Annotated in this window: 16 protein-coding genes and 1 pseudogene; 14 read left to right on the forward strand and 3 right to left on the reverse strand. The window is 44.4% G+C overall.

Annotation, left to right across the window (positions count from 1 at the left end; translation table 11 throughout):
• Positions 1 to 92: 92 nt before the first annotated feature.
• From C1N53_RS16265 to C1N53_RS16275, 3 genes are read left to right on the forward strand one after another with little or no spacing between them, the layout of a single operon-like run.
• On the forward strand, positions 93 to 1211 hold the full coding sequence (locus C1N53_RS16265) for a type III polyketide synthase (RefSeq protein ID WP_137760320.1): 1119 nt from the start codon (positions 93 to 95) through the stop codon (positions 1209 to 1211).
• On the forward strand, positions 1192 to 1896 hold the full coding sequence (locus tag C1N53_RS16270; protein ID WP_137760321.1) for a methyltransferase domain-containing protein: 705 nt from the start codon (positions 1192 to 1194) through the stop codon (positions 1894 to 1896). The genes C1N53_RS16265 and C1N53_RS16270 overlap by 20 nt, the downstream gene beginning before the upstream one ends.
• A 55-nt stretch (positions 1897 to 1951) precedes the next feature.
• Positions 1952 to 2158 (forward strand): hypothetical protein, encoded by a 207-nt coding sequence (locus C1N53_RS16275; protein ID WP_137760322.1) that lies wholly within the window; start codon positions 1952 to 1954, stop codon positions 2156 to 2158.
• Between the two features lie 25 nt (positions 2159 to 2183).
• On the opposite strand, the gene C1N53_RS16280 is transcribed toward C1N53_RS16275, so the two are convergent.
• Complete coding sequence (locus tag C1N53_RS16280; RefSeq protein WP_137760323.1) at positions 2184 to 3086, reverse strand: histone deacetylase; 903 nt, start codon at positions 3084 to 3086, stop codon at positions 2184 to 2186.
• A gap of 495 nt (positions 3087 to 3581) precedes the next feature.
• On the opposite strand from C1N53_RS16280, the gene C1N53_RS16285 reads away from it, so the two are divergent.
• Entirely contained in the window at positions 3582 to 4319 is a 738-nt protein-coding gene (locus tag C1N53_RS16285) for a YceI family protein (RefSeq protein WP_137760324.1), read from the forward strand.
• A 56-nt stretch (positions 4320 to 4375) separates the two neighbouring features.
• Here C1N53_RS16285 and C1N53_RS16290 read toward each other — a convergent pair whose 3' ends face one another.
• Entirely contained in the window at positions 4376 to 4933 is a 558-nt protein-coding gene (locus C1N53_RS16290) for a type 1 glutamine amidotransferase domain-containing protein (protein ID WP_137760325.1), read from the reverse strand.
• A 478-nt stretch (positions 4934 to 5411) separates the two neighbouring features.
• Here C1N53_RS16290 and C1N53_RS16295 point away from each other — a divergent pair, with 478 nt between their 5' ends.
• The 7 genes from C1N53_RS16295 (at position 5412) to C1N53_RS16325 (ending at position 13260) form a co-directional block, all read left to right on the forward strand.
• On the forward strand, positions 5412 to 7925 hold the full coding sequence (locus C1N53_RS16295; RefSeq protein WP_137760326.1) for a TonB-dependent receptor: 2514 nt from the start codon (positions 5412 to 5414) through the stop codon (positions 7923 to 7925).
• 201 nt (positions 7926 to 8126) lie between these two features.
• Positions 8127 to 8549 carry a hypothetical protein gene (locus tag C1N53_RS16300; RefSeq protein ID WP_137760327.1) on the forward strand — a complete coding sequence of 141 codons (423 nt, stop codon included), beginning with the start codon at positions 8127 to 8129 and terminating at the stop codon, positions 8547 to 8549.
• A gap of 75 nt (positions 8550 to 8624) precedes the next feature.
• Positions 8625 to 9818 (forward strand): PepSY domain-containing protein, encoded by a 1194-nt coding sequence (locus C1N53_RS16305; RefSeq protein WP_137760328.1) that lies wholly within the window; start codon positions 8625 to 8627, stop codon positions 9816 to 9818.
• Between the two features lie 162 nt (positions 9819 to 9980).
• Positions 9981 to 10484 (forward strand): TlpA disulfide reductase family protein, encoded by a 504-nt coding sequence (locus C1N53_RS16310; RefSeq protein ID WP_137760329.1) that lies wholly within the window; start codon positions 9981 to 9983, stop codon positions 10482 to 10484.
• An 8-nt stretch (positions 10485 to 10492) separates the two neighbouring features.
• Positions 10493 to 11122 carry a thioredoxin family protein gene (locus C1N53_RS16315; protein WP_137760330.1) on the forward strand — a complete coding sequence of 210 codons (630 nt, stop codon included), beginning with the start codon at positions 10493 to 10495 and terminating at the stop codon, positions 11120 to 11122.
• A 268-nt stretch (positions 11123 to 11390) separates the two neighbouring features.
• Complete coding sequence (locus tag C1N53_RS16320) at positions 11391 to 12449, forward strand: SDR family oxidoreductase (protein ID WP_137760331.1); 1059 nt, start codon at positions 11391 to 11393, stop codon at positions 12447 to 12449.
• On the forward strand, positions 12370 to 13260 hold the full coding sequence (locus C1N53_RS16325) for an SDR family oxidoreductase (RefSeq protein WP_137760332.1): 891 nt from the start codon (positions 12370 to 12372) through the stop codon (positions 13258 to 13260). The genes C1N53_RS16320 and C1N53_RS16325 overlap by 80 nt, the downstream gene beginning before the upstream one ends.
• Here the strand turns inward: C1N53_RS16325 and C1N53_RS16330 are convergent.
• A complete protein-coding gene (locus C1N53_RS16330; RefSeq protein WP_240773246.1) occupies positions 13254 to 13655 on the reverse strand; it encodes a hypothetical protein in 402 nt (133 codons plus the stop codon). The two genes, C1N53_RS16325 and C1N53_RS16330, sit on opposite strands and share 7 nt — an antisense overlap.
• Positions 13656 to 13943: 288 nt before the next feature.
• Between C1N53_RS16330 and C1N53_RS16335 the strand changes: the two genes are divergently transcribed.
• The 3 genes and pseudogenes from C1N53_RS16335 to C1N53_RS16345 all read left to right on the forward strand — a co-directional run bounded on the left by C1N53_RS16335 (position 13944) and on the right by C1N53_RS16345 (position 15644).
• Entirely contained in the window at positions 13944 to 14555 is a 612-nt protein-coding gene (locus tag C1N53_RS16335; RefSeq protein ID WP_137760333.1) for a C40 family peptidase, read from the forward strand.
• Positions 14556 to 14973: 418 nt separating this feature from the next.
• Positions 14974 to 15126, forward strand: a pseudogene (locus C1N53_RS23000) (YkvA family protein); the annotation flags it as partial.
• 224 nt (positions 15127 to 15350) lie between these two features.
• Positions 15351 to 15644, forward strand: a complete 294-nt coding sequence (locus C1N53_RS16345; protein WP_137760335.1) for a hypothetical protein — start codon at positions 15351 to 15353, stop codon at positions 15642 to 15644.
• Positions 15645 to 15686: the final 42 nt, after the last annotated feature.

Consider the following 15686-nt stretch of genomic DNA (forward strand, 5'->3'; position numbering starts at 1 on the left):
TACAGAGCAGCTTTACCCGATCGAGCGTTAAAAATTGAGACACGCCCAAGCACAACATCTGCAGCAAAAGCCCAAAACAGGACCACAGATACATGAAAAGTTATATATGCGCGATAGGTACAGCTAATCCACCTAATAAAATACCTCAGATGCAAGTAGCAGAATTTATGGCTACCGCACTTCAGATGGACGAACAGGAAAGCAGAAAATTAAAAGCAATTTACCGGGTGTCAGGCATCGAGCACCGCTACAGTGTACTTGATGATTACACCAAGCAGAACGGAGAATTTCTTTTTTACCCGAATACCCCCACGCTGGAACCCTTCCCAACGGTAGAGAAGCGCATGGATGTGTATCGCGAATATGCCGTACAACTGGCGGAAGAGGCTATTCAGAACTGCCTTTCAAAAGCAACTGTACTTGCCCGGGAAATCACACACCTGATTACAATAAGCTGCACAGGCATGTATGCGCCAGGCTTGGATATAGAACTGGTGGAGCGCCTGCAGTTACCCAGCAATGTGCAACGTACTGCCGTGAACTTTATGGGTTGCTACGCCGCCTTTAACGGCATTAAGCTGGCAGATGCAATTTGCAAAGCGAACAAACAGGCTAACGTTTTACTTGTTTGCACTGAACTCTGCACGATTCATTTTCAAAAGAAAACAGAGCAGGACCATTTAATTTCGAATGCTATTTTCGGAGACGGTGCGGCTGCCGTCCTGATGCAGGGGCAACCTTCCGGGCAGCTGAGCCTGGAGCTGCAATCGTTCCATTGCGACCTGGCACCGGCAGGCAAAGAAGACATGGCCTGGCATATTGGCGACACAGGCTTTGAAATGACCCTCTCCTCTTATGTGCCAGATCTGATAAAATCAGGCATAAGAAGTTTAACAAACAAGCTGCTGAAAGGGCTGCAAACTTCAATTTCTGAAATTAAACTATATGCTATCCACCCGGGCGGGAGGCGAATTTTAGAAGCAATAGAAGCTGAGCTGGGCTTAACAAGAGAAGATAATCGCTTTGCCTACCAGGTGCTGCGCGACTTTGGCAATATGTCGTCGGCCACGGTGCTGTTTGTATTGCAAGAGCTGATGCAGAGCCTGACACCACATGAAAAAGATGAATCGGTACTCAGCTTTGCTTTTGGCCCCGGCCTTACATTAGAATCTATGTTATTAAAGGTACGCTATGCTGGAGAAACGATCTAATGAAGCAGAACTGATGGACGACCTCAGCCTCTCAAACGAAGATATGCGCAAAACGCTGGAGGAGCTGGAGGTGATTAACAATTGGCTTGGAGGGCATAAGGTGGTGCTGAATGCCTTAAATAAATTAACCCGTAAAAAAGCTCACCTGCCACAGCCTTTACACATTGCCGATATAGGTTGCGGCGGTGGTGACACGCTGTTGCACATAGCCAGGTGGGCCAGACGCAAAGGCATACGCGTTCGTTTAACAGGTATAGATGCCAACGATTATATTGTACAGTATGCCCGCGAACGCTGTGCCGGGGTTCCAGAAATAAGCTTCGAACAGCACGATGTGTTTTCTGATGCCTTCGCGCAGCAACCTTACGACATAACCATTTGCAGCTTGTTTTGCCACCATTTTACAGATGAACAACTGATTTACATGTTTCAGCAGTTGCACAGGCAATCACAGCTGGCAGTAATTATCAACGACCTGCACCGGCACTGGTTTGCCTACTATTCTATTAAATATATTACAGCTGTATTCTCACGCTCACCGTTAGTAAGAAACGATGCCGCCTTATCGGTATGGCGTGCTTTTAAAAAACGGGAAATTATCAGTTTATTACAACAGGCAAAGGTTGCCAACTATAGCCTTCGCTGGATGTGGGCATTCAGATGGCAGGTGTTAATGCAAAAATAGCTGCAACCCAATACAGCCGACCTGGTGTATAAGCTATAAAACTTAAGCCTTTGCTATGAACAAAAGTACCCTCAACTTCTGGCTTTTATTTATCATATCATTGGTCATTTCAGCCTTAGCTGTTTCTGTGTTTATTAAAGTGCTGAAATTGATTATATATGTTATACTCGTTCTGGCTCTGGCACCTGTAGTATACCTCCTTTTAAAACTGATTCTCCCGGGCAGAAAAACAAAAGACGATAAGCTTAAAACAAGGGATTAGTTTTAAAGCTAAAACCGCAGGCGCATTAAAAGTAAATATGCTGTGCCAACCTGAATGTATTGGCGTGGGCCTCTACAATATGCGCAATCTGCTTCGAGTAGCCTCCGCCCATACTCACTGTTACAGGTAATCTGTTTCTATGGCATAGCTCCAGCACCATCTTATCCCGTGCTTTGCATCCGGCAATGCTCATACCCAGCTTTCCTAATTTATCTGTAGCCAGCACATCTACTCCGGATTGAAAGAACACAAAATCAGGCTCTTGCTCATCCAGCAGGCGGGGAAGAGTTTCAGCTAAAATGTGTAAGTATGTCTGGTCGTCTGTGCCTACTTCTAAAGGTATATCCAGGTCAGATCGTTCTTTATGAAATGGATAGTTATGGCCACAGTGCATGCTAAAGGTAAACACCCTTGGCTCCCGCTCAAAAATCTGGGCTGTTCCGTTTCCCTGATGCACATCCAGATCAACCACCAATACCTTTTTAATGTTTTTATGGTTGAGCAGAAAGTTAGCGGCGATGGCAATATCATTCAGAAGGCAAAAGCCTTCTCCTCTGTCTGTAAAAGCATGGTGCGTTCCACCGGCTATGTTCATACCTATACCGAATTCCAGTGCAAATAGTGCGGCCTGCACCGTGCCGTTCATGATAACTACTTCCCGGTTTATCAGTTCTCTGGAATGCGGAAAGCCGGTCTTCCTTATTTCTGAAGCCGAAAGCTGCAGGTTGCTAAGGCGCTGCCAATAGGTTGCATCGTGTGTCTCCAGAATATACTTCTGTGGCAGTGGCTTTGGCGCAAACAGGTTATCCTGCACAATAGTACCCTCATATAACAGTTGCTCAGGCAACAGATCGTATTTGGCCATCGGAAAACGATGGCCTTCTGGCAGGGAATGAGCAAATATTTCGGACCAGGCTATTTTCAACATACACATAGCTAACAATTACGAGCCAGCAGAGGTTTAGGAAGTAATTTAAAATAAGTACCTGTAGCTTTATCTACTATAATAGTGCAATTTACAACCAATCTTCTTTCAACTTTTTGTCTCAAAAATAAGGTGCATAAGTTGGTGTAACCTTTCAAAAATCTGTGTTTACAAGTAGCTTTAGCTGTTGATAAATGTGGATAACTTTGTTGATTCAACATGTTTATCCACCACCAGTTGTTAATTTGCTGTTAATACACATACAATTTCTTAATAAAAGCATAACAAAAACCTGTTTAGCCATAATTTTGCTGTGTATAAATTTTAGACTATGTATTTATTGAAAATAGGGCAAAAAGAGCTAAAGATGGCCTGTTCCCTCACCTGGAGAATGCAATGACTCAAAAAATAATTAAAATCATTCCTTTACAATATATCGTATCTGTATTTCTAACCAATGCCAACAGCTATACTGCATAGCTGTTCACCCTACGCCCTATGAACACTACCAAACTTAATTTACAGCACAGACTCGTTCTGTTTTTTATAGCCTTACTCACACTGGCCTCCTGCGATACCAGCATTAAAACCGACAAAGCTGAAATTGGCGAAGCCATAGAGAACTTAGGCAATGCAGGTGCAGACAGCTTTTCGGTATCCACTTTTAAAATTGATACAACTAAAAGTTCTGTAACTTGGATCGGAGCAAAAGTAACAGGCAGGCACAATGGTGTCATCCCGATCCAGTCAGGAGAGATTTTACTTTCTGAAAAAGGCATGACAGGTGGTTCCATTATCATGGACATAGCCTCCACACGCTCCACCGATAAAACAATAGATGCAGCCAGCAATAAAAAGCTAACCACTCACCTCCGCTCACCAGATTTTTTCGATGTAAAATCACATCCCACGGCTACTTTTGATTTTACCTCATCAGAGCCTTACGACAGCACTGCAGCAAATCAGAATAATACTACCCGCTCCAGTAGTTATAGCGAGCTTCGCATAAAAAACCCAACGCACCGCATCACCGGTAACTTGACCATTAAAGGAAAAAAGAAAAGCATCACTTTTCCAGCCAGAGTTACTGTAGAGGACAACACCTTAAAAGCTAAAGCCAATTTTAACATTGATCGCACGCAGTGGGGCTTAATTTACAGAGCTGATCAGACTCTTGGCAACCAGACCATACACTCGGATGTGAATATCGGGCTGGATATCGTGGCAAAGCAATAAACAAAACAGCCGCACCTGCTCATGCTGCAGGTACGGCTTTTTGTAAATCATTACGCTTACCGGTCGTGGCGACCTTCGGCAAACTCTTCTATCATTTTTTTGTTGAAAGCAGGAATATCATCCGGATTACGGCTGGTAACAAGTCCGTTATCTACGACCACTTCCTGATCTACCCACTCGGCACCTGCATTTTTTAAGTCAGTTTTAAGTGTAGGATAACTGGTCATTTTCTTCCCCTTCACTTTACCGGTTTCAATCAGCGTCCAGGGGCCGTGGCATATTGCTGCCACAGGCTTACCGCTTTCCATAAACTTATCTACAAAAGCAACGGCTTCGTCGTTTACACGCAGGTTATCCGGGTTCATAACCCCACCAGGTAACAGCAAGCCGTTATAGTCTTCGGCCTTCACATCTGCCAGCTTTTTATCAACTTTAAACTTATCTCCCCATTCAGTATGGTTCCAGCCTTTAATTTCGCTGTTCTTGTTTGGAGAAATAATATGAGTGATGGCACCAGCAGCTTCCAAAGCTTTTTTAGGCTCTGTTAGCTCTACCTGCTCAAATCCTTCTTCAACTAATATTGCTATCTTTTTTCCTTCTAATGTATTTGCCATTTTAAATTCGTCTTTAGGTTTAAACACATTTATAAATAACGGTTCGAAACCTAAATGGTTAATCCGGCTCCAGTATAGCCATTGGTAAGGCGATCTGGTATACAGTAAAGCGCTGCATTTACTTAGCATGCTTTTCCTCCTGTTCTTATAACCCTCTTCTTCAGAGTTCTTACTTTTCTTACACAGCATCAACCGGGAAAAGATTTTTTCAACTCAATATCAATATTTAAACTTTTGCATATCAAGCATTTAATTACTTCAACTTTTCACACACAGTAAAATCGATAAAATTTAATACAAGTTATTTGGAACTATTCTAAACAAAGCCTTAAGTTTGCACCAGTTTAGAATAAGTCTAAATAAAATTTCTGCATCTCTTGTACCACCCTTTGTTGAATGAGCCCTCTGCACAGCAAGCACAGGTCTGGGAATCGGCAAGGCTTAACAAGTTAATGGCAAAACATAAAACCCTGTTACAATGGCAAAAAGATTTACATTATTCCTCCTGTGCGCTCTGCTAACCCAGTTCGTGTGGGCACAACGTCCTAACTATAATAACCGCCACGCTTCTACCATCCGGGGCACCGTTACCACCGAAAGTGGCGAAGCAATTGCCACGGCCAATGTTGTACTGGAAGGCACAGCCTTTGGCGCTTATACAGATGAGGTCGGGAATTTTGAAATTCTAAACGTACCATCAGGTACTTACCAGGCAAGAGTATTTCGAATCGGCTTCCAGAGCATTACCCGCAGAGTAGAACTAAGAGCAGATGAAGTCCTTGAAATCAGCTTTAACCTGCCTACACGTTCTAATGAAATGGCTGAAGTCGAAGTTTTCGGTGCGAAAGACACTCAGCCGGAGAAACTCGAAACCATTACCAGGCTGCCTTTAAGGCCGAGCGACCAGATTCAGAGTATATCTATTATCTCCGACAGGCTTATACAGCAGCAGGGTGCACTTACCATTTCCGATGCAACCCGTAACGTACCGGGCGTGTATACTTACGCCACCTATGGCAACCAGCGCGAAAGTATGTCTTCGAGAGGTTTTCGTGGTATTCCGATCCTGAAAAACGGTGTACGCATTAATTCAGATTTCCGTGGTATTGGTGTACTTACCGACGTAGCAGGTGTTGAGAGTATGCAGGTTTTAAAAGGAGCGGCAGCCATTACACAAGGTGTTGCAACAGATTTAGGCAGCCCTGGCGGTATTATTAACATTGTTACCAAAACACCTAAATTCGAACAAGGCGGTGCCGTTTCGCTGCGTGTAGGAAGCTGGGGACAGGTAAGACCAACTTTCGATGTTTACGGCCCTATCAACGAATCTAAAACAGTTGCTTTCCGTTTGGCAGGTGCTTACGAGCGCTCCGATAGCTACAGAAAAGGCATTTCGCTGGAGAAATTTTACATAAACCCATCACTGGAGTGGAGACCTGACGATAAAACTGCCTTCACTTTAGAAATGGACTTCCTGAACGACAGCCGCACACCAGACCTGGGTACCATTAACCTGGCTACCAACGATGTAAATGCTATCTACGGTTTGCCTTACGATCAGTTCCTAGGCTTTGACTCTGACCGCGCCATTACCCGAAATGCAACTTACACCGCACGCTTTACAAGACAATTAAACGAGAAGATTAATGTAAGAGCAGCTTATTTTGTATCTAACCTGGATAATAACTCTGTAAGTGCCAGCTTATCTTCTGGTACCGGCGGATCAGGTTTACCAAGGCTCTCCGACCTTAATCTTCGTTACAGAACACTAGGTTCTTCTTCCAGAGTAGACAATAACTCTGTTCTACAGTTTGACCTGATCGGCAAAGATGTTTACACAGGTTTTATCAAGCATACTTTCCAGGTTGGTATAGACTTTAGAACCACTTATTTAGAAACGGCCAATGGCTCAATGGGGAATCTGAATTACATAGATATAATTGATGTTTTCTCTCCGATCAATAACCAGCTGCCGGGCAGAGGCTTTGTATATGTGCCTGCTGTAAGAAATGCAGAAGGCCAGGTAGTTACACCTGCACGCACAGACGCGGCAGCTTTCAGCCTTAACACCAACAACCCTGTTATAACCAGAAATGCTTCTTATGGCTTAATGGCGCAGGATGTTATTTCAGTTACAGATTGGTCGAAACTGTTTTTAGGCCTTCGCTATAGTTCTTCTGAAAATACCGGTGGCGGAGCTGAAACAGGTGTTACCAGAGCCGATGCTATTAACCCGCAGTTAGGTATCATGCTTACTCCGACAGAAGGAATTAACCTGTTTGCCTCTTACACCAACAGCTCCGACCCAAGAAGTGCCACACGTGTAGATGAAAACGGGCAGCCTCTTGGCAACGAACGAATCGATCAGGTGGAGGCAGGCATTAAATCAGAGTGGCTTAACAACCGCTTAAGATTTAACCTGACGCTTTACAAGATCAACAACAGAAACATGAACATGCCTGTGTACGACATCAACTGGAACGAAACAGGCTACTTCCAGAAAGGCGGTAACGACGAACGCAAAGGTATAGAAGCAGAACTGACAGGCCGCTTACTGGAGAACCTGGAGGTAATTGCAGGTTATGCCCTGATAGATGCCAAGTACAAAGAGCACGCTTCTTACTACTATAACTCGGCACCTAACAATACACCGAAACACACGGCTAACCTATGGGCCAACTACACTGTAAGAGGCAGCATCCTGAACGGCTTATCGCTTGGCGGTGGTGTATATTACGTAGGAGAACGCCCTAACAACGACTGGGCCAGAACTGTAACGCACCAGGGCATTGTACCTGGGCAGAAACCTTTTGACGTGGAAGCCTACACCACTATTAACCTGCAGGCAAGCTATAACTTTAATAAGCATATAGGTTTAAGACTTTTAGCTGATAACATTGCAAACGAAATTGGCTACAATGCTTACCGTACTTCCTGGATAAACCAGACTAACCCAAGAAGCTTTTCAGGTATAGTTACATACCGCTTCTAATAGCAGTTATTTCCTGAGAATACAGAGCAGCTCTTACCATTCAGGTAGGAGCTGCTTTTTTATGTACAGGGAAATTTAGACTTACACAGTTTGTATTCAGTCTAAATAAACTTAAATTTGAAGATGTAAAACAATCGGCGTCTTCCTTAGCATCCCTGTCGCTGAGAGCGCTGATTTATCATTCTAAATAAGTATCTGCGCATGAACAGACTATTCTCTTTTATCCTGATTTTGATTTTTGCAGTGGCACTTAGCTCGTGTGAGAAAGAAGAATTTGAAAACCCTTTACAATTTGAGACCAATACGCTGACTATTGCTTCTGCTGCGACCCAGGCAACCATAAAGCTCCGGTTGGAAAGGCCGGCAGAAGACAATATACCTGTAACAGTCAGATATCAGGCAAATGGCCTTACCTACAACGAAGACTTCACCACCAACCCGGAGGAGGTAAACGGTACCATATTTTTAACCATTCCTACCGGCAGCAGTGAGGTAACCTTTACAGTAAACAAGCAGCCGGGCATTACGCTATTGGGCAACGAAATTGTTTCTTTCACACTTGAAACAGCAGGCAAACCCGCTACTATAGGCGCTACATCTAGCCTAACAGTTCACTTAGATTAACCTGTAGCTGCTCATGCCTAACAGCAAGCAGTTACCATAATTATATCAGGCTTTAATCAGATTAAGACCATTCGTATGAAAAAGCAGTATTCAATCCGGAAGTTTTTCAACGATTTGCACTTATGGCTGGGCATTGGCAGTGGCTTAGTGCTGTTTATTGTGTGCCTGAGCGGTACTGTATATACTTTCCGCACAGAGATTGAGGAAATGGCAGAACCGGAAAAATACCATGCGCATGTGCCAGCTGATGCGCGGCCGCTCAAGCCCGAGTTATTGGTTCAGCAACTGGAAAAAGAACTGAAAGGCAAAGTGGTGTCTCTTTCGATTCCGGAAAATAAAGCCAGCACATACCAGGTAGGCATACGCCAGGAGGGCAAACCAGCAGGCGCACAGGGTGGAGGCCATGGCGGTGGCGGAAGACCAAAAACATATCTGGTAGACCCTTACACGGGTGTTGTGAAAGGAAGCACTGATAGCCCGACCTCTGAGTTCTTTACAACAGTAATGAAGCTACACCGCTGGCTGCTGATAGAAGGAGACACAGGCAGGATAATTGTAGGCATCTCAACTATAATTTTCACCTTCCTGCTGCTGTCTGGCCTCGTATTGTGGTTTCCGGCGAAACTGAAGAACTGGAAGCAAAATTTAAAAGTGAAAACTAATGCCAACTGGAAGCGCATTAACCACGATTTACACAATACCCTAGGTTTTTACGCATTCCTGCTGCTACTCATAATGAGTCTCACTGGCTTATGCTGGTCATTTGAGTGGTACAAGGAGGGGGTTAGCAGTGTGATGGGAGCCGAAGTTTTTAAAGGCAGAGGCGAGAAACCACTGCCTTCTGACCCGGCACAAGCAGGAACTACGACCCTGACTTTAACAGACTTTATTCAGAAAGCGAATACGGAACTGCCTTATGAAGGAGATGTGCGGGTATCTTTCCCGGCCGACTCTGCAGGCTCTTATCTAGTGGCTAAAAATAAAACTGGTTTCTTTGCCCTGGCTGCTTCTGATAAAATACAGCTAAACCAATATACCGGTGAAGTTCTGAAGGCAGAGATATTTGCAGACAAACCCTTTAACGAGCAAGTTGTTACGCTGATCAGGCCACTCCACTTAGGCGATGTGTTCGGTACTTTCTCTAAAATCCTTTACTTCATTACCTGCCTTATCGCTACCACTCTTCCTGTAACTGGCACTTTTATCTGGATCAACAAGCTTAAAAAGAGAAATAAGAAGAAGGCCAAAGCGAAACTGGCGGTAAGCTAAAATCATAGATCTTCATGTAGGCTAATGATTTACGTCTTAAGCCTTTTGCTTTTGAAACCTGCAAAACTCTTTGCATATTACTTTATTACTTCCCGAAGGCTGGGTAACAGGAACTTAATCCGGCTTAAACAATACATTAATCTAGTATTCCGTTTTTTAAATATGATAGCGATCTTAAAATCCAGGTTTTTACTGTTGGCAGCCGCACTTACAGTTCTGATTACATTCCATGTTTCTGCACAGGAGGTAAAAGTAATTAAATATGAAGGACTGGAGAAGCTACGGCAGGCTCCAGGCGACACCTTATACATTGTAAACTTCTGGGCTACCTGGTGCGGCCCCTGCGTAAAAGAGTTACCTTATTTCGAGGCTGCCAATCAGCAATACAAAGATCAGCCGGTAAAGGTAATACTGGTAAGTATGGATGCAGTGCAGGACCTGGACAAGAAGGTAACCAACTTTGTAAAGAAGCGCAACCTGCAGTCGCGTTTGTATCTACTGGATGAAGTAGACGGCAACTCCTGGATAGATAAGCTGGAGCCTAAGTGGACTGGTGCTATACCTGCCACCATAATGTTTAATAACAAGCGGAAGCAGTACGTTTTTTTTGAGGGGGAAATGAAAGAAGCACAATTACAGCAGCTGATTCAACAACATAAACCATAAATAAGTCTATGAAAAATGTCCGATTACCTTTCGTTTATGTAGTATGCCTGCTTTTGATAAGCGTACTACTCTCTGCCATTCCGGCCGAAACAGGCTACCAGGTAGGCGATACAGCCCGCGACTTTAAACTGAAGAATGTAGACGGCAAGATGGTATCCATGGCCGATTACAAAGATGCCAAAGGCTTTATTGTTACTTTTACCTGTAATACCTGCCCTTATTCCGTGGCATACGAAAACCGCATTATCGCCCTTCACAAAAAATATGCGCCCAAAGGCTATCCTGTTATCGCCATCAATCCAAACGACGTAACGGCATCTCCTAAAGACTCCTATGCCGATATGCAGCAACGCGCCAAAGACAAGCGTTTTCCGTTTGTATACCTGCAGGACGAAACCCAGGAAATTACCAGAGCCTACGGAGCCAGCCGCACACCACATGTGTATGTTGTACAAAGGCAGAAAGATAATACCTTTAAGGTAGCCTATATCGGAGCCATTGATGATAATTCACGAGAAGCCGACAAGGTTCAGAAAAGATATGCTGAAACGGCAATAGATGAACTGGTAGCCGGTAAACAAATCAGCCAGCCAAGCACCAAGGCAATTGGCTGCACCATTAAGTGGCGCGAAGCCTGAGTTCACTTACATTACAAAAAAGGCAGGGGCGAAAGGTTCTGAGCAGATATTTCGCCCCTGCCTTTTTTATGTCTCCCGCATCCAGAAATCTATAAAAAGCATAGTTTTATCCGGAAAAAATTATTAAATAGGTAGTAACCTATTACCTTCTATTTTACAAGCTTTTAGCTTTTTCTTACCTGGTAGCTGATGCCAGAAAGGCATGGCTAAAAACTCTTACCGCTAAAAGATCTTTAACATTTATCCTCTTAACAGAGTAAGAAAATACATGAAGTATTTCATTACAGGCGCCACAGGTTATATTGGCCAGCGACTGGCCCTATTATTAGCAGAGGCCGGACACACCGTAAATGCATTAGTGCGATCGCCTGAAAAAGCGCAGCACCTGGAGCATCCGAATATAAACTTCATTAAAGGAACTTTGGCGGATACCGATGCCCTGGAAAGTGGTTCTGCAGGGTGCTATGCTATTTTCCACCTGGCAGCTTATGCCCGTGTATGGGCTGCAGACCCTGCTACCTACGAACAGATAAATGTGCAGGGCACAGAGAATGTACTGAAAGCCGCCGTTAAAAATAAAGTGCAGCGGGTGGTGGTTACTTCTACAGCCGGCGTTTTCGGTCCTTCCGGAGCCGAGCCTGTGAATGAAGCAACAGAGCGGGAGCTTCCTCCTTTTAGTGAATATGAAGAAACGAAAAGAACATCAGAATTAATCTGCCAGGAATATGCCCGTAATGGATTAGATGTTATGGTAGTAAACCCCTCGAGGGTATACGGGCCAGGTTTTGGAAGCGAGAGTAATGCCGTTACTAAAATGATCAGGCTATACGTGCAGGGCAGCTGGCGCTGGATACCAGGCGATGGCAGTGGCAAAGGTAACTATGTGTATGTAGATGATGTGGTGAGAGGGCACCTGCTGGCATGTGAAAAAGGCACCCCGGGCGAAATATATCTTTTGGGAGGTGAAAACGCATCATACGACACTTTCTTCGAGAAACTGGCAAGGCTGTCCGGGATCAGAAAGCGATTTATTCACCTGCCACTGAGCGTAATGCTGCTCACCAGTAAGCTAATGCTACTGTGGACCTCCATCACAGGGAAAGCACCCCTTATAACCCCAAAATGGGTGAGAAAATACCTTTACCATTGGGAAGTATCCAGCCAGAAAGCAATAAATGAATTAGGGTACTCCATTACGCCACTGGATGAGGGCATAAAGCGAACACTAAATTGGTTAAACAACGAGCATGAAGAATCTACATTACACACTTATCACGGGAGCCAGTTCGGGAATAGGCAAAGCATTAGCGAAGAAATGCGCCTCTAGCAACATGAATCTGATCCTGGTTGCTTTGCCGGATTCAGGACTGGAAGCTTACAGCCAGCAGCTGAAAATGGAGTATGGTGTGCAGGTGCAGACAATTGTGCTTAATTTGGCCGATCCCGAAGCCAGCATTGCCATTTACGAAACCAGCCGGAAAGAAAACTGGCATGTAAACATGCTCATCAATAACGTAGGGCTCGGAAATGTAGGCGCTTTTGAAGAGTGTTCCTACAATGCTATACAATACCAGATGATGTTGAACATGAACGTGATGGTAGGATTGACCAGGCTGTTTCTGCGCCAGATAAAAGAAAGCCGCAATGGTTACATCTTAAATGTGAGCAGCATTGCAGGCATGTTCCCTCTCCCTTACAAAAGCATTTATTCTGCCACCAAAAGCTTTGTATACTCTTTTAGCAGGTCTTTATACTTCGAGCTCGAAAACGACCAGGTAATGGTAAGCTGCCTCTGCCCCGGCCCTACGGCCACCAACGACCAGGTACAGGAGACCAACCGCAACCTTGGCTGGAAAGCTCGCTACTTTACCAAAAGTGCAAAAGAAGTAGCCGAGATAGCCATAGATAAGATGCTACAGCGCAAGTTCCTGATCATACCTGGCTGGGAAAATAAAATTATGGCCTTAGCAGGGAAAATAGTGCCAGAAGCCATATTGTTACGCTATTTAGGTAAGACATTCAGAAAAAACGCTCCATCTACCAACAAAGCGGCAAGTATGGAAAACCTGCCTGTAAAGGAGTCTCAGAATCAGGTATTGTCTTCGTCTCCGATAGCCAATAAAATAAAATCTTACTGAGTGTTTCTGCTTATGTCGCCGTTATGGTTTTTGTCTGCCGGTACCGGAACAACGGCTGGCTTAAATGGATCAGAGGCCAATCCTTTCTTATTAAGGTGAAGTCTTTTGTAGTTTAGAGCTGCTTCACGAGCCTCTACCTCATATTTGTTCTGGTAATATCCTTTGCGCATAGATTCCAGCAGGTAAAGCCACAGAAACCGGGCATAGCCATGTTCTTTAAACTGCCTGATATGGCATAACTCATGCGCTACCCACTGCTCATGCTTTAAAAACGTTTCCCCGTTCACTCCACTCAGGTGAATCTTATTACCGAGTACCATCGCCACATTGCTGCTTTTAAGCACCATTCGGGCCACACGGGCAAATAAAGAGTTTTCTACTATTTTAAAGTCCATTACCTTATTTGCTTAAATTGTATTCTATTTTACTGATTCCTGCTCCGGAGAAGGCCTTCAAGCAGCTATCATTATTTCAGAAACCTGATAAACCCCTCATTGTCAGCAATTACTTCTGGTTTTTTAAATTTGGCTTTTAGCACATTTGTACTTAAGTTTGTACCTGTTTAAGATGTGGCAACATCCAGAACAACTTGCGTTAGCTTTAAAGTACTATTCCTAAACAGGTACTGAGCTGTAACGGTGAACCGATTTACCCGCACTTGCAGGTAAAAACATGCTAAACCTATGACGAAGACTATCATATTGAGCGCCCTTGCCCTTGCATCGCTCCTGCTATCCTACTTCTACGAAGTAACACCATCCGAAGCAGCATCTCCAGAAGCTAATATCATTACTCCATACGCTATAAATTCACCGGAAGACGTTATCCGCACCCTGGAATTTCAGCTTCCGGCACCTGCAGAAGTTCCGGAACCAGAAGAACCCCGCTACTTTGCAAAAAAGTTGGGGTTGCGTTTCCGGCCTAGCAATAATAAGAAACTAATAGAAACTGTTTCGAAATGGGTTGGTACTCCCTATAGCTATGGCAGCAGCTCTAAGAAAGGCACCGATTGCTCTGGCTTTGTAACAACTATCTATAAAGAAGTATATGGCATCGATCTGAGCAGAAGTTCCAGCTCTATGTTTCAGGATGTACAACGCATCAAGAAAGACAGCATCCAGACAGGCGACCTGGTTTTCTTCCGAAGAGGCCCTAAGTTACCTATTTTCCATGTTGGCATTTACCTGAAAGAAGGGAAGTTTATACATGCCGCCACAAACGGCGGCGTAATGGTTAATTCTTTGCAGGAGCCTTACTACAGAAATTATTATTTCGCAGCTGGCAGAGTAAATTAATTCGCAAATCTTTTTCATCATAAAAGGCCAGGAGGTGCTGTAGCTCAGACTACAGCACCTCCTGGCCTTTTATGCTATACAACAATTTTCCTCGTATAAAGTATAGGAAAGTTGGTGCAAGATAAACCAAATTGCACCTGATTTAAGCGCTGCCTGATTTATGGCAGATGCACACTAATAGGAATATACAATTTATAGCACAAACATCCAGATGGAGAATCAGAATCAGCGACCCGACGGTAAACGAGTAGCACAAAGCCCCTTTTTTGAGCGCTTTCTAAAAAAGGCAGAAACATACCTAAAGCATCCGAAAAAAATAACGCAGCTTTTGAATGACGCGTTTCAGAAGGCAAGCGCCAAGAAAAGCGTTGGAGATTTGGCAGCCGAAGTTTGGGAGAGCCTGCTCCTGCTTTCCCGCATGATCAAAGCCGCTGTTTCCGGTGAATACCAGGGCATCCCGAACGCAACTATTATAGGAGGTATAGCTGTGTTTATCTACTTCCTGAGCCCGATAGACCTGATACCTGACTTTATACCTGTAATTGGCCTGCTCGACGACGCCAGTCTGTTAGCCTGGTTTATGGCAAGTATAAAAACAGAGCTCGACAAGTTTAAGGACTGGGAAGCCAGCCGACCTGCACCCTCTGCATCAGAACCGGTTACAGAACCGGCTACACCACCACAAACAGATCCTTTACAAAATGCGGATGCCTCTTTCGGCACTCCAAAAAGCAGCAACCAAGCTGCGGGCACTGTTGAGGTGAATCAGAACCCGAACACATAAAACAAACAACTATGGAAGAGAACGAAGATTACTGGAAAGAGACAGGCGACGAAGCGATTGCTAACCGTGGCAAGAAAGAGGTAAAAACCTTTGCCAGCCACGCCGGAGCAGAAGCGAAGGGAGAAGAGGAAAGTGAAGAAGGGAACCATCCTTCCAGGCAACATTCTTCTCAGGGCCATACTACCGATGCCAAAGGAACAGCTACCAATACCCGTGAGCCTACCCTGAGATCGGCTACTAGAGATAGTACCCGCATGCCTAAATCTGACAACGACGAAGGACCGACCGGCGGAAACATACGATAATTTTTTAACCGACAGGAAGAGCAGCAGAGGCTATAACAATGG

This window comes from Pontibacter sp. SGAir0037, assembly GCF_005491705.1.
Lineage (GTDB): Bacteria > Bacteroidota > Bacteroidia > Cytophagales > Hymenobacteraceae > Pontibacter.

What these genes read in the sequence shown, in the direction of transcription:
- C1N53_RS16270 (WP_137760321.1), top strand. Translation starts at nt 1,192, where the DNA reads ATGCTGGAGAAACGATCTAATGAAGCAGAACTGATGGACGACCTCAGC.
- C1N53_RS16290 (WP_137760325.1), bottom strand. Translation starts at nt 4,933, where the DNA reads ATGGCAAATACATTAGAAGGAAAAAAGATAGCAATATTAGTTGAAGAA.
- C1N53_RS16335 (WP_137760333.1), top strand. Translation starts at nt 13,944, where the DNA reads ATGACGAAGACTATCATATTGAGCGCCCTTGCCCTTGCATCGCTCCTG.
- C1N53_RS16280 (WP_137760323.1), bottom strand. Translation starts at nt 3,086, where the DNA reads ATGTTGAAAATAGCCTGGTCCGAAATATTTGCTCATTCCCTGCCAGAA.
- C1N53_RS16265 (WP_137760320.1), top strand. Translation starts at nt 93, where the DNA reads ATGAAAAGTTATATATGCGCGATAGGTACAGCTAATCCACCTAATAAA.
- C1N53_RS16300 (WP_137760327.1), top strand. Translation starts at nt 8,127, where the DNA reads ATGAACAGACTATTCTCTTTTATCCTGATTTTGATTTTTGCAGTGGCA.
- C1N53_RS16310 (WP_137760329.1), top strand. Translation starts at nt 9,981, where the DNA reads ATGATAGCGATCTTAAAATCCAGGTTTTTACTGTTGGCAGCCGCACTT.
- C1N53_RS16295 (WP_137760326.1), top strand. Translation starts at nt 5,412, where the DNA reads ATGGCAAAAAGATTTACATTATTCCTCCTGTGCGCTCTGCTAACCCAG.
- C1N53_RS16320 (WP_137760331.1), top strand. Translation starts at nt 11,391, where the DNA reads ATGAAGTATTTCATTACAGGCGCCACAGGTTATATTGGCCAGCGACTG.
- C1N53_RS16275 (WP_137760322.1), top strand. Translation starts at nt 1,952, where the DNA reads ATGAACAAAAGTACCCTCAACTTCTGGCTTTTATTTATCATATCATTG.
- C1N53_RS16285 (WP_137760324.1), top strand. Translation starts at nt 3,582, where the DNA reads ATGAACACTACCAAACTTAATTTACAGCACAGACTCGTTCTGTTTTTT.
- C1N53_RS16325 (WP_137760332.1), top strand. Translation starts at nt 12,370, where the DNA reads ATGAAGAATCTACATTACACACTTATCACGGGAGCCAGTTCGGGAATA.
- C1N53_RS16315 (WP_137760330.1), top strand. Translation starts at nt 10,493, where the DNA reads ATGAAAAATGTCCGATTACCTTTCGTTTATGTAGTATGCCTGCTTTTG.
- C1N53_RS16345 (WP_137760335.1), top strand. Translation starts at nt 15,351, where the DNA reads ATGGAAGAGAACGAAGATTACTGGAAAGAGACAGGCGACGAAGCGATT.
- C1N53_RS16330 (WP_240773246.1), bottom strand. Translation starts at nt 13,655, where the DNA reads ATGGACTTTAAAATAGTAGAAAACTCTTTATTTGCCCGTGTGGCCCGA.
- C1N53_RS16305 (WP_137760328.1), top strand. Translation starts at nt 8,625, where the DNA reads ATGAAAAAGCAGTATTCAATCCGGAAGTTTTTCAACGATTTGCACTTA.